Source organism: Clostridium tertium (assembly GCF_902652255.1).
Taxonomy (GTDB): domain Bacteria; phylum Bacillota; class Clostridia; order Clostridiales; family Clostridiaceae; genus Clostridium; species Clostridium tertium_A.
In genome coordinates this window covers 57,081-70,577 of the sequence record NZ_CACRTO010000046.1, presented here as the reverse complement: position 1 = coordinate 70,577, position 13,497 = coordinate 57,081, and the positions used below count along the sequence as shown (strand labels likewise).

Genomic DNA, 13,497 nt, shown 5'->3' with positions numbered 1-13,497 from the left:
CCTCCTTAAGTACTAAACTTCTTTAGCCTTTCTTACTATATCTTCTGCCCTAGCTACTTGCATTTGATTTCCTGCAATAATATAGTTTTCTGGTCCATCTATCTTCTTTTCTATAAATCTTAGTATTCTTGTAATTGTAAATGTCATTATAAAATAAAGAATACATGCTACGAAGAATGACTCAAAATATCTAAAATTATTCCCTGCTACTGACTTAGTTTGGAAGAATAATTCAGATACAGCAATAACATTTAATACTGATGTGTCTTTAATATTTATAACAAACTCATTACCTGTAGCTGGTAATATATTTCTTACTACTTGAGGTAAAACTATATTTCTCATAGTTTGAAAATGATTCATACCTATAGCTTGAGCTGCTTCAAATTGTCCCTTATCTACAGATATAATACCACCTCTAACTATTTCAGCCATATAAGCCCCAGTATTAATTGAAACTATCAATAACCCTGCAAATGTTTTATTTATATCTATTGAAAAAGCTGCTGCAGATCCATAATAAATAACCATAGCTTGCACAATCATCGGTGTACCACGGAAAAACTCTATATATGCTGACAAAATTCCATTTACTATTTTTAGAATTATTCTTTTTACTCCCTTTTCCGGAACTGGTATAGTCTTTATAACACCGATAACAAGTCCTATTAAAGTACCTACTAAAGTACCTATTATAGATATATATAATGTAACCCATGCCCCTCGAAGAAACATAGGTCCATTCTCTTGAACTATTCTAACTATCCAATCTAAACTCACGATAAAACCCCCACTTATAATTGTTGTAAAATGCAAAGCATTTTACTTATTAAGAATTAAAAATTAAAAATGAAGAATTAAGGATGTTTTGCACAGCAAAATTTAAATTTTAAGTGGTGCAAAGCCCTTTTATTAAAAACTTCTGCAGAGTTTTTTCCTTAATTTCTCATTCTTCATTCTTAATTTTTCATTATTGTGCTGCTGGTTGATTCTTAATAGCCTCATCCATTATTTCTAATCTTTCTTCTTCAGATATTCCTTTTAATGCTTCATTGATTTTATCTTTTAATTCACTATCCTTTTGTAATCCTACAGCAATTGCACTATCTTCTTCAGAAGTAACAAATCCTTCTTTAAATTCTACCATTTTAAAGTTATCATTTGCCATTTGAGCACTTAATGCTTCTGGTCTTTCAGTTACATAACCATCAATAACTCCTGATTCTAAAGCAACTCTCATAGCTGGGAAATCACTCATAGCTGGTTGCTTATTAACATTAGGTATTTGATCTACAACTGTATAGTGGAAGGTATTTAATTGTCCTGTTATCTTAGCTCCAGAAAAATCTTTTAATGTTTGAGCATTTTCATAAGCTCCACCTTTTTTAACTAACATAACTAAGTCTGATTTATAATAAACGTCTGTAAAGTCTATAGTTTCCTTACGTTCTGCTGTTGGTGACATACCAGCAATAATTGCATCTATCTTATTTGATACTAATGAAGGAACTAGCCCGTCCCATTCAGTCTTAACAACAACTAATTTTTTCCCTAAAGAATCTGCTATTTTCTTTGCAATTTGAATATCATATCCACCTGCATATTCTGAACTTCCTTCTATTTTAACTGCTCCATTTGAGTCATCTGATTGAGTCCAGTTAAATGGTGCATATCCAGCTTCTAATCCGATTCTAAGAACATCTTCTTCTTCCTTAGATCCACACCCTGTTAAAGTAAACACTGCAGTAACAATAAATAAAAGTAATAATGATAATTTTTTCTTCATGATAAATCTCTCCTTATTTTTTAAAATAAAAATACCAGCCCTATGAGGCTGGTGCTATCTTAAATAATCAGATAAGATACTATAAAAACAAATGAGCCCTTGGGCTCATATTAAATTCATAATTACTTAACCCTCATCTTTCCCATTTGAGATAGCACAACTTAATAAACCGGGAAGCTTATTAAGACAGTCCTGCAGCTCTTAACTACAGACCCAGCAAGTAATACCGAGAAATATTACAAACTTCGGCAAAATCTCCTTCTCCTTAGCTTCATAGCGTTCTCAAGCTCCACTAAAGACTGTTAAATTTTGCGCCTCTACCTCACAATGAAGTGAGGTATTTATTAAATTTACACTAAGTTTACATCTTATTAACATTAATGTCAAGGGCTTGTCTTATATTTTATTTTATTTTATTTTATATATGCTTTATATGACATAGATATATTTTATATAATGAAATCCATAATACATAATAAATTGGCTATTGAAAATAATTGATAATCACTAATAAAAATATAAATAATCTATGCTCCTTTTTTCTTCTACCTTATGATTAGCACTTATCTCCTTCATTTTTGGTTCAACTTGTCTACATTTTTCTGTTTCATATGAACATCTAATGTGAAACCTATATCCTGAAAGTATATTAATTGAACTCGGTAAATCTCTCTTTATTATTTATATTTCTAATTTTCTAGCTTCTATTGGTATAGATGAAATAATTCCTTTTGTATGTGGATGAAGTAGCTTTTCATAAAGTTCTTCACTTTCATTCTTTCACTATTTTGCTTCACAAAATCCTACAATTGGAATAATTACTTCTGTAATATAATTTCCCGGATTTCCTTTAAAAATCATTCCTGGTCCTTTATGATATATCAATCTTGATGGTACATTTATTTCAATATTATTTTCTTTAGCATAGTCTATTATTGCCTTATAAGCATTATTTATATTATCATATGATCCCTTATGAATAGTCGATAAAGCATGAATTTCTGGTAGTTCTTTAACTTCAAACTTAGATGATGTGATCTTCTTCTTTAAAGGGACACATATTTCTATATCAGCTTCTTCTTCATATCCCTCATCATAATATAAATTTAAAACAGGTCCCGTTCCATTAGATTTAGCTTCTTTATATAAGCTAGAAATATATTCTCCTACATCAGAATATCTCCCCTTAAATCTAAAAGTAATTACATTAGTCTTTTGAATATTTTTTCGTTCTACTAAATAATTCATAGTATATTCCTCCTTAAATAAAGTAGAAGGAATATTTCTATCAATTAGATTTACTAACTCTTTTTCTTTTTTTATATTTTCTAAAATTGCATCTCTTTTTTCATTAAGAAAATACTTTAAGTCTTCTTCTGATGTATAGTTGTCTATGACATCTTTAATTTCTTTAATAGAAAAAGAAAAGTTTTTTAGAAGAACTATTAGCCTTGCTTTCTTTAAATCTTCATCACTATAAAATCTATAATTTGCCTCATTCTTTGAAGATGGTTTTAAAATATTTTGATCATCATAATAGTGCAAAGCTTTAATAGTTAAGTTAGTTATTTTTGAAAATTCTCCAATCTTATACATAGTCTACTCCTCCTCTTATCTATACTTTAACCTCTCCTGTATAGGTAAGAGTCAACACACTTTTTCTTATATTTTTAATCAATCTTTTTAATAGGATGTCTAACTACCGTCTTCAACCTACTTATATCACATTTTCTTGGATCACTTATATAAATTTCATGATGATATCTTTCTTCATTAATATCAATCTGATATCCATTTTCTAAAGCAAACTTATACATAGCTTCAACAGTTTTAGGTTCATCATCATAAGGGCCAATATGCATACATTGAACAGCAAGACCTTCTTTATATGTTAAAAATTCAACCTTAGAATAATCGATTTTCTTCTTTCTTGTAGCCTCTTCTATAGCCCAATCAAAGTCTTCTTTCCTAATAAAATCAGGTAGTCTAATAATTGATATCCACTTAAAACTATCCTTATTGGAATAGTCAACCCCCTTAATTCCTTCCTGCCACCAAAACCCTTCTAATGGCGGTACAACATATTGAAAATAGTCCTTAATTTTATACTCTCCCTTATAACTCATCTTTAAAGTAAAGGCAATTCCATAAAGTAATCCAATAGCTTTACTATACTCTCCATCTTCTTCATTAGGATTACCCTCTCCCCTTACAGCAATAAAGTTCATTTTAGGAATTTCTACTATAGTAGGCTTCTTAGGTGGCATATAAAATTCCTTATATTCTTTCTTGTAATCAAATGCCATTTCTCTTCCTCTCTTTCATTATAGTAATATAATATTTTTATAAATATATAATAAGAGTACCTATTCTTTTATATTTGTAACTAATAATTCTATAATTAGATTAATTAATACTCTTTATACTTCCATTATACAATCTACTCTATAGGTAAGAGTCAACATATTCTTAAACAAAAACCACCTGAACTAGAAACATATAAATAACTGTACCAGCACCAATACTTAATAGAGTATTTTCCTTCCAATAATGAAGTCCAATAATGCAAGTAATAGCTATAGCCTCAGGAATCCAAAGTGAAGGGTTTGTAAAACTTACATTCTTAAGACAATAAATTACTAAAAGTCCTATTGCTGCATAAGGCAACACTTCTCCAAGATAATTTATATATGTATTATCTTTATTATGATTTTTAAACAATATAAAAGGTAAGAATCTAGTAATCATTGTCCCTATAACTACCATAAGAATTATAATTAATGTTTGAATAGGTGTTAAAGTCATTGAATTCCCTCCTCTTTTAGATTTTTCTCTTCCTCAAATCTCTTTTGGGTTATTGATAATACAGCTATAATTGCAATCATAGAAGGAATTATAAAACTGCTTGGCCCGAATATAATTAAAGAGATTACTGAACATAAAATACCAATGATAGCTGGTTTATGATCCTTATTGCTTTTCCATTGTCCAACAAATATTACTACAAACAATGCAGTTAAAACAAAATCTAATCCCTTAGTATTAAATGTAACTACATTACCTAGTAATGAAGCAATTACAGATCCCACAGCCCAATATGTATAATTAAGTAAAGTTATAAAAAATCTAAACCACTTACCACTTACTCCTTCTGGCGGTTCCTTAGCACATACTATTGAAAATGTCTCATCACATAATCCAAATATAAGGTATGGCTTTAACTTCCCAGCATCCTTATACTTGTCCAACATTGAAATACCATAAAACAAATGACGGGCATTTATCATTAATGTCATTAATAATGCGTATATAGGATTAAAAGCAGTAGTAAGAAAAGTAACTGCTACAAATTGTGCTGAACCAGCATAAACAATTAAGCTCATTAAAAGTGTCCAACCAACGCCATACCCCTTACTATTCATTAATATACCATAGGCAATACTCAAAAAAATAAAACCTGTAAAAACAGGAATAGTTAATGGAAATGCTGCCTTTAATGCCTTAATTTTTTCTTCCATATTTTCCACCTCACTAAAGTAATAAATTATACATTTTATATCTCTTCTATTTCTTTCTAAATCTAAAATAATTAATCCATTTTAGATTAACTTTTTTATTTTAAAATTTTGATTACCAACTATACTACCATTTTATTCTTTTTATGTAAAATATAATTCTTTATTAAAGTTATATATTCTTTAAAATAAAAAACTCTATTAAGAAGATAAAATTTTACTTGTATCTTCTCAATAGAGCTTAATTCTATAATTAGATTAATTAATACCCTTTATACTTCTACTATAAATTTATTCTATAGGTAATAGTTAACATATCTTTACACAAAAACTACTTGAACTAGAAACATATAAATAACTGTACCAGCACCAATATTTAACAGAGTATTTTCTTTCCAATAATGAAGGCCAATAATGCAAGTAATAGCTATAGTCTCTGGAATCCAAAGTAAAGGATTTGTAAAACTTACATTCTTAAGACAATAAATTACTAAAAGTCCTATTGCTGCAAAAGGCAACACTTCTCCAAGATAATTTATATATGTATTATCCTTATTATGATTTTTAAACAGTATAAGAGGTTAGTATATTTTTTATTCATTTCTTAAATCACTAAACCATTTTAACACATTTTGTATTTCTCTATCCCAGCATGTCCAATTATGTTCACCCTCTGAATGATTAGCATCTAAATCCATTCCTATAGCCTTCATTTCATCCTCAAATTCCAAATTACAAGTATATAAAAAATCTTCTGTTCCACACCATGAATAAAGCTTAGGTCTTTCTTCAATTCTAATTTCCTTATTCTCTAATATAGAATCTGCAAGATAAACTAAGTCTCTTTCAGATCCTTTTATATCTTCAAGACTTCCAAATATATCCTCCCAAAAAGGTCTTCTACTTTTAAATCTTTCAATATTTGAATCGCTTGCAATTTCTAATGGACCCGATAATGATGCAGCTGCCTTAAATCTTTCTGGCTTGGATAAAGCTAACTTAAAAGCTCCATGTCCTCCCATAGATGCTCCCACTACAAATGTATCTTCCTTTTTATCTGATATATTAGCAAAATGCTCCTTACAAAAGCTCGGAAGTTCTTCTGAAATAAATGTCCAATATTTAGGTCCATAAGTAGTATCTCTATAGCCTCCTAATTGAGTCGTTGGCATAACTACTGCAAACCCATACTGTGATGCATACCTTTCTATGGAGGTTCTACGCATCCAAATACTTTCATCATTTCCTAGACCATGTAATAAATATATTACTGGATATCCATCTTTATAATAATTATCATAATCCTTATCATCTATTTGCTCTGTTTTCCTCTGAGGAATAAGAACATTTAAATTAGTATTAATACCTAATGCATTTGAGAAATAATTTACTTCAAATAAAACCATCAATATTCTCCTTAAAATTATTACTTTTATGTTATTATATACCTAAATGTTTAAAATATATAGATAATTAATGTTAAATAATAATAATTATGAATAATTTTAAAATAATTCTTAACTATGATGATAGCAATTATCAACTATGTTTACATTTTAAATAAGAATTAATGAAATAAAAAAAGAGCTGTCGTACAAACAGCTCAAATTAAGAATTAAAAATTAAAAATGAAGAATTATTGATGTAATTCTTACAGAATTACTAAAATTAACTTCTTTTCAAAGCTCCTTTAGGAGTTTTTTCATTAATTTTTCATTATTCATTCTCAATTTTTCATTGTGCCACAGCTCCTTATAGTTTACTTAGATTCAATTCTTTTCAAATTAATAATATTAGAAACCCCTGTAATTACACCAGCGATTATTGTACCTGTACCAAATATTGCACCTTGTGTTAATCCATATATTCCACCTAACACTAATACTCCACCTATACCTAATCCTGCAATAGAGCCAATCTTTGCGACTTTCTTAGATGGATATATTCCTTCTGCTGCTTTCTTTGAAATTTCCATATACTTTTTATTGTGTTCTTTTAAATTTATAGTTTTCATATTGTCCTCCTATTCAAAAATACTATCTATAAGATTATCAATCATAAAGTCAAATACATTTATCGGATCACATAACATACTATCCTTTTGAGTTATAGTAATTAACAGTGCCGATAAAACAGAAATAGCTAAATCTTCTTCAATCTTTAATTTAAGAAAAGGCTTATCTAGCATACCTTTTGCACCAATATAACTTTTATTAGATAAGTCATTTCTTTCTTCTTCACTTAATTTGTTAAAGAAGCTTAGAAAATCTACACTCTTTGTATCATACATAAAACTACTATTGTTATACTCACTAAAAATTTCTTTAAGCGCATCAGCTACACCATTTTTATTAGGATTCATAGCGATTTTTTCTTCAACAACTTGATATAAGTTTTCTTGAACTTCTTTTAGTGTATTATAAAAAAGTTCTTCTTTAGTTTTAAAGAAAATATAGAAAGCTCCTTTGGAAATCCCAACGTTTTTACACAGTTCGTCAACACTAGTTTTTTTATATCCGTACCTCTGCCAACTATATTTACATTCTTCTATTAGTTTATTAGTAATTATTTTCTTCTCATCATCAGTGAACCCCTTAGGCATACTATCACCTCTTTCGATATATATGACCAAAAATATTTTTATAGTCATATATATTATATACTTATTCACAAACTAGATCAATTGTGATTTATATTTATATTTTTTTATAAAGAAAATAATAGCTTACAAAATATTATAAATGCATATTTAAGAATTAATCTAAAAAAAGTTAAGGTCTTAAATAAAGCTTTTTAAAAGTAGCATTGTTTATAGTATTTCTAACCTATGCTTACATACTGCTTATCTTCTATTAAATCATGATGAATTAACTATTCTGTGAGAAATTTCATTAACTCAAGTAAATCACTTTGTTGATCTAATTAATAATTTCCCCGAATATTTTCCGAAAGCACTATTTATAGCCTTAGTTTCATATTTATAATTTGTACTTTTCTTCTTACTTATTATATTAGTCTATATTTTTCTTATAATCTAATTTTTCAGATTATCAAATTCCATCTTATTTTGAATTAAATACCATTTGATTCTCCTCCCCTTAATCCTTTGGGAAATCCACTCCATTTTTAATACTATTATTCTTCAAATAAAAAAGTTCTTGAAAGCACCTATTTTAAATGAGCTTTCAAGAACTTTAAATTTCAATTTCTAAACAACTTAACTATAGCATCAGCATTAGATTTCTTCCAATCAGACCTCACAATTTAGCCTTCTTGGTGAACCCTTACTTAAACAGTAGTAAAAAACTTACAACCTTACTCTGTTCCTTGTGAGTTTAACTACCGTCTCAACATGACTAGTCATAGGGAACATGTCTACTGGTTGAACTTCTTCTGTTTTATAGCCTTGTTCTTCTAGTATCTTTAAATCTCTTGCTAGAGTGCTTGGATCACAAGATACATATACTACTTTCTTTGGCTTTGCTTTTCCTATAGCTTCTAGTAGCTTTATATCGCAGCCTTTTCTTGGTGGATCTACTACTATAATTTCTGGTACAATACCTTTTTCAATTAATTCTGGTATTACTTCTTCTGATTTTCCTACAAAGAATTCTGCATTTTTTATATTGTTTATTCTTGCATTTTCTCTAGCATTTATTATAGCTGGTTCTATTATCTCTACTCCGTATACCTTCTTTGCTTTTTGAGATAGGAATAGTGTTATAGTTCCAGTTCCACAATAGGCATCAAATACTGTTTCTTCTCCTGTTAATCCTGCATACTCTAAAGCCTTTGAATAAAGCTTTTCTGTTTGTACAGGATTTACTTGGAAGAATGATAGTGGTGAAATATTAAACTTAAAGTGATCTATGTAATCTGTTATTGTATCCTCTCCCCATAGAGTTATACATTCCTGACCTAATATTACATTAGTATTTTCTTTATTTACATTTAAAACTATGCTCTTAATTCCATCTATCTTTTCTACTATTTCATCTATAAATTCCTTTATGTATGGAACTTTATCTTTAGTAGATACTAGCACTACCATTACTTCATTTGTTGTGAATCCTTTTCTAATCATTATATGTCTTATTAAACCTTTTTTATTAAAAACTCCATCAACACTTGCTGGCTGAATATTATATTTTAACATCCATTGCCTTGCTATATTAGTAACTCTATCAGCTACCTTATCTTGTATTAAACAAGTGTCTAAATCTATTATATTGTGACTTCTTGAAGCATAGAATCCTATATTAAGTTCTCCCTTTACCATTCCTACTGGTAATTGAACCTTATTTCTATATCTTTCTGGATTATCCATTCCAATTGGATACTTAACTAATTTTTCTGATAATCCACCTATTTTAGTCACGCAATCTTTAACTCTTTCAAATTTATAATCTAACTGCTTTTTATAACTCATATGCTGAACTGTACATCCACCACATCTTTTATAAATACTACATTTAGGTTCAATTCTTTCTGGAGAAGCTTCTATTACCTCTAGTAATTTTCCATAGGCATAATTTTTCTTTACCTTAACAATTAATACCTTAACCTTTTCTCCTAAGATTGCTCCTTCTATAAATATAGGATAGCCTTCTATTTTAGCTATTCCTTCACCTTCATAACCTATGCTTATAATATCTAATATATATTCTTTATTTTTATCAACCAATTTACTCACCTCGTAAACTTTATAAATTTGTTTATTCCTAGAGTTTCACTTTATAATAGCACAAAAAATTATAATTTTCTATTATCTATGTCTTAATTATAATCTCATCTATATTCTTATAAAATTATAATTTTAAACCTTATTTAGTTAATTATCTAAATTGAAAGCATATAACTTTTATTTTATATAAGTTGCTTGGATAATTTCCTAAATCAAATACTTTAAACATGAGCTATCTAGTAAAAAAACATAAAAAAAATGGCATCTTTTCAGATGCCCAAGTTCAGAATTTTGTTGCCACTTAATTCCATATTAATATTATTATAATATTCATATCATAATATACATTATAACTTAACTTTTATCAATATAAATGTGAACATTTTGTTAATTATCTGTATTAATATATATTTCTAACTATATTTATACTAATAATTAACTGTAAATTACTTTTATAATTTTTAAATGATAACAATAATCAATTAAATAGTAATTTCTGAAATTTATTAAAAGCAAACAATAAATTATTCTTTATTTCTACTGTAACAATTTAAATTATATCCTAATTTATTTTCAGTAATTTGGAACAAATTACATCCTAAATTGCTAATTGTTAATTGAAAAAAGGTTGCCTTTAGGCAACCTTTTTTTATATTATTCTACAACACTTACTCTTAATAGGTTAGTTGCTCCAATCTTATCTACTGGAACTCCTGCTGCTATTACAACAGTATCACCTTTATTAACAAATCCGTTTGATTCTGCAACCTTAACTGATTCTTCCATCATGTGGTCAGTTGATTCCATCTTTCCAGCTACTATTGGGTAAACACCAAAGAATAAAGCTAATTTCTTAGCAACTTGTTCATTTGGAGTTACTGCAACTATTGGACAGTCTGGTCTACATTGAGATAATCTTCCTGCTGTTGCTCCACTTTGAGTTGAAGATATAATAGCTGAAGCTTGTAATTCAAATGCAGCATTTGCAGCAGCTCTTGAAATAACTCCTGCTATTGCAGGTATATGTTTCTTAGCCTTTGAAGTAGCTATTTCATAGTGTAATTGGTTTTCTGCTTCTAAAGCTATCTTAGCCATAGTTTGAACAGCTTCTACTGGCCAATCTCCGTTAGCTGATTCTCCTGATAACATTATAGCATCTGTTCCATCATAGATAGCGTTAGCTACGTCTGATACTTCTGCTCTTGTTGGTCTTGGATTTCTGATCATAGAATCTAACATTTGTGTAGCAGTTATAACTGGCTTTCCAGCTTCGTTACACTTTCCTATTATCATCTTTTGAACAGCTGGAAGTTTTTCCATAGGAATTTCAACTCCTAGGTCTCCTCTAGCTACCATTATACCATCAGAAGCTTCTAATATAGCATCTATATTATCAACACCTTCTTGGTTTTCTATCTTAGAGAATATTTGAATATTTTCTCCACCATTTTCAACTAGTACTTTTCTTATAGCTTCAACGTCAGATGCTTTTCTTATAAATGAAGCAGCAACTAAGTTTACTCCGATTTCACAACCGAATTTTAAGTCAGATATATCTTTTTCAGTTAATGCTGGTAATTTAATTGATACTCCAGGAACGTTAACTCCTTTGTGAGTTCCAACAAATCCAGTGTTCATAACTTTACAGTTGATTTTATTTCCATCAATAGATTCAACTTTTAATCCAACTAAACCGTCATCTATTAAGATTGTATCTCCTGCTTTAACATCGTTTGCTAAACCTTCGTATGTAACTGTACACTTAGTAGTATCTCCAATTACTTCTTCTCCAGCATAGATTACAAAGTTGTCTCCAGCTTGTAATTCAACTTTCTTAGGTTCAAACTTACCAGTTCTTATTTCTGGTCCTTTAGTATCAAGCATTATAGCAATTTCTCTATTATATTTCTTAGATAATTCTTTAACTAAATTTATTCTTCCTGCATGTTCAGCATGATCTCCATGTGAAAAATTGTGTCTTGATGCATTCATTCCTGCTTCTATTATCTTTGATAATATTTCTGGATTTTCACTAGCTGGTCCTATAGTACAGATCATCTTAGTCTTTCTCATGTAATTAACACTCCTTTAATTCTATATATAATATTTTCAGCTTATTTAAAAGCTCAATTTGATTAAGTATTAAGAGTAATAATTCTTATATTTACTCTATAAATTATTATGATGATATTTCATTTGCCATTTCAAATAACTTTTCATCAAATTTTCTATCTAAAGCTAAAGCTTCATCTATATCATCATCAATTATTTCATTATTTCTAATTCCAATAACTCTTGAAGTTTTTCCTTCTAATAATACTTCAACAGCTTTTGCACCCATTCTTGATGCTAAAACTCTGTCAGTAGCAGATGGGCTACCACCTCTTTGAATATGTCCTAGAACAGTTGCTCTAGTTTCAATTCCAGTAACACTTTCAACATATTCAGCTAATTCTTGAGCTCCACCAACACCTTCAGCTAATAGCACTAGGTTATGAATCTTACCCTTTTGTTTTCCTTCTAATATTACTTTACATAGTTCTTCCTTAGAGTATCCTTTTTCTGGAGTAATTATATATTCAGCTCCACCTGCAATACCTGCATATAAAGCTAAATCTCCACAGTCTCTTCCCATAACTTCTACTATTGAAACTCTTTCATGGGATGTTGATGTATCTCTAATCTTGTCTATTCCGTCTATTACTGTATTTAATGCAGTATCGAATCCAATTGTATAATCAGTATAAGTTAAGTCATTATCGATAGTTCCTGGTAATCCTACAGTCTTAACACCAAGTTTTGATAATAACTTAGCTCCTGTAAATGATCCATCTCCACCAATAACTACTAAAGCATCTACTCCATAAGCTTTTAAAATTTTTGTAGCTTTAATTCTTACTTCTTCTTTCTTAAATTCAGAACATCTAGCAGTTCTTAAAATAGTACCACCTCTATGGATAATATCTGATACTGAAGATCTATCCATATTGAATAATTCACCATTGATTAAACCACTATATCCTCTTTGAACTCCTACTACTTCAAGTCCATGATGTAAAGCAGTTCTTACAACAGCTCTTATTGCTGCATTCATTCCTGGAGCATCTCCACCACTAGTTAAAATAGCTATTTTTTTCATGTTGTTTCCTCCTTAACACCACCGGGACAAAGGTTGTCCCACTTTATGTGGAATTATCCATTTTTTTATTTACTATAATAAATTTAAAATTATCTACCTTAATTAATTATTGTTATTTACTAAATTTTATCACCTTATTTATTTTACTTGCAACTTTTACTTTATGCAACTAAAATAAGTGCAATATTACGATTTTTATCGACTTTTTATTCACTATATTTTATATTATAACCTAATTAAATAATAATTATAGATTAATTTTTAAATTTTTCTTATTTTGCTTTTGTAAATTTTTTCATTTATTTCTTTATTAATTTAACTTGCCTTTTTATGAAAATAAGTAAATTTTACATGCTAATTTTTTACTTTTCAT

The 13,497-nt window shown here is 28.8% G+C and carries 13 protein-coding genes; all 13 read right to left on the bottom strand.

Annotated features, from left to right (window positions below; translation table 11 throughout):
• Positions 1-12: 12 nt before the first annotated feature.
• The gene (locus GPX08_RS14425; protein ID WP_156627522.1) at positions 13-780 is read right to left on the bottom strand and encodes an ABC transporter permease subunit; all 768 of its coding nucleotides are present in this window, start codon (positions 778-780) and stop codon (positions 13-15) included.
• A gap of 190 nt (positions 781-970) precedes the next feature.
• A complete protein-coding gene (locus GPX08_RS14420; protein WP_156627520.1) occupies positions 971-1,786 on the bottom strand; it encodes a transporter substrate-binding domain-containing protein in 816 nt (271 codons plus the stop codon).
• A 783-nt stretch (positions 1,787-2,569) separates the two neighbouring features.
• Positions 2,570-3,382: a MerR family transcriptional regulator gene (locus GPX08_RS14415; RefSeq protein ID WP_156627518.1), complete on the bottom strand. Its 813-nt coding sequence runs from the start codon at positions 3,380-3,382 to the stop codon at positions 2,570-2,572.
• Between the two features lie 74 nt (positions 3,383-3,456).
• Positions 3,457-4,092: a transcriptional regulator gene (locus GPX08_RS14410; protein ID WP_156627517.1), complete on the bottom strand. Its 636-nt coding sequence runs from the start codon at positions 4,090-4,092 to the stop codon at positions 3,457-3,459.
• Between the two features lie 163 nt (positions 4,093-4,255).
• Complete coding sequence (locus GPX08_RS14405; RefSeq protein ID WP_156627515.1) at positions 4,256-4,591, bottom strand: branched-chain amino acid transporter AzlD; 336 nt, start codon at positions 4,589-4,591, stop codon at positions 4,256-4,258.
• Positions 4,588-5,304: a branched-chain amino acid ABC transporter permease gene (locus GPX08_RS14400; protein ID WP_156627513.1), complete on the bottom strand. Its 717-nt coding sequence runs from the start codon at positions 5,302-5,304 to the stop codon at positions 4,588-4,590. Before GPX08_RS14400 ends, GPX08_RS14405 begins: the two co-directional genes overlap by 4 nt.
• Before the next feature lie 317 nt (positions 5,305-5,621).
• Complete coding sequence (locus GPX08_RS14395; protein ID WP_156627511.1) at positions 5,622-5,876, bottom strand: branched-chain amino acid transporter AzlD; 255 nt, start codon at positions 5,874-5,876, stop codon at positions 5,622-5,624.
• An 18-nt stretch (positions 5,877-5,894) separates the two neighbouring features.
• Positions 5,895-6,707 carry an esterase family protein gene (locus tag GPX08_RS14390; RefSeq protein WP_156627509.1) on the bottom strand — a complete coding sequence of 271 codons (813 nt, stop codon included), beginning with the start codon at positions 6,705-6,707 and terminating at the stop codon, positions 5,895-5,897.
• 353 nt (positions 6,708-7,060) lie between these two features.
• Positions 7,061-7,315 (bottom strand): hypothetical protein, encoded by a 255-nt coding sequence (locus GPX08_RS14385; protein ID WP_156627508.1) that lies wholly within the window; start codon positions 7,313-7,315, stop codon positions 7,061-7,063.
• Positions 7,316-7,324: 9 nt separating this feature from the next.
• Positions 7,325-7,903 (bottom strand): TetR family transcriptional regulator, encoded by a 579-nt coding sequence (locus GPX08_RS14380; RefSeq protein ID WP_156627506.1) that lies wholly within the window; start codon positions 7,901-7,903, stop codon positions 7,325-7,327.
• 705 nt (positions 7,904-8,608) lie between these two features.
• Positions 8,609-9,985: a 23S rRNA (uracil(1939)-C(5))-methyltransferase RlmD gene (gene rlmD, locus GPX08_RS14375; RefSeq protein WP_156627505.1), complete on the bottom strand. Its 1,377-nt coding sequence runs from the start codon at positions 9,983-9,985 to the stop codon at positions 8,609-8,611.
• 654 nt (positions 9,986-10,639) lie between these two features.
• Positions 10,640-12,058, bottom strand: a complete 1,419-nt coding sequence (pyk, locus tag GPX08_RS14370) for a pyruvate kinase (RefSeq protein WP_156627503.1) — start codon at positions 12,056-12,058, stop codon at positions 10,640-10,642.
• Positions 12,059-12,164: 106 nt separating this feature from the next.
• A complete protein-coding gene (gene pfkA, locus GPX08_RS14365; protein ID WP_156627502.1) occupies positions 12,165-13,124 on the bottom strand; it encodes a 6-phosphofructokinase in 960 nt (319 codons plus the stop codon).
• Between the last annotated feature and the right edge of the window lie 373 nt (positions 13,125-13,497).

Coding starts and splice junctions, on each gene's coding strand:
- GPX08_RS14385 (WP_156627508.1), bottom strand. CDS start 7,315: ATGAAAACTATAAATTTAAAAGAACACAATAAAAAGTATATGGAAATT.
- GPX08_RS14415 (WP_156627518.1), bottom strand. CDS start 3,382: ATGTATAAGATTGGAGAATTTTCAAAAATAACTAACTTAACTATTAAA.
- GPX08_RS14390 (WP_156627509.1), bottom strand. CDS start 6,707: ATGGTTTTATTTGAAGTAAATTATTTCTCAAATGCATTAGGTATTAAT.
- GPX08_RS14420 (WP_156627520.1), bottom strand. CDS start 1,786: ATGAAGAAAAAATTATCATTATTACTTTTATTTATTGTTACTGCAGTG.
- pyk (WP_156627503.1), bottom strand. CDS start 12,058: ATGAGAAAGACTAAGATGATCTGTACTATAGGACCAGCTAGTGAAAAT.
- GPX08_RS14380 (WP_156627506.1), bottom strand. CDS start 7,903: ATGCCTAAGGGGTTCACTGATGATGAGAAGAAAATAATTACTAATAAA.
- GPX08_RS14405 (WP_156627515.1), bottom strand. CDS start 4,591: ATGACTTTAACACCTATTCAAACATTAATTATAATTCTTATGGTAGTT.
- pfkA (WP_156627502.1), bottom strand. CDS start 13,124: ATGAAAAAAATAGCTATTTTAACTAGTGGTGGAGATGCTCCAGGAATG.
- GPX08_RS14400 (WP_156627513.1), bottom strand. CDS start 5,304: ATGGAAGAAAAAATTAAGGCATTAAAGGCAGCATTTCCATTAACTATT.
- GPX08_RS14410 (WP_156627517.1), bottom strand. CDS start 4,092: ATGGCATTTGATTACAAGAAAGAATATAAGGAATTTTATATGCCACCT.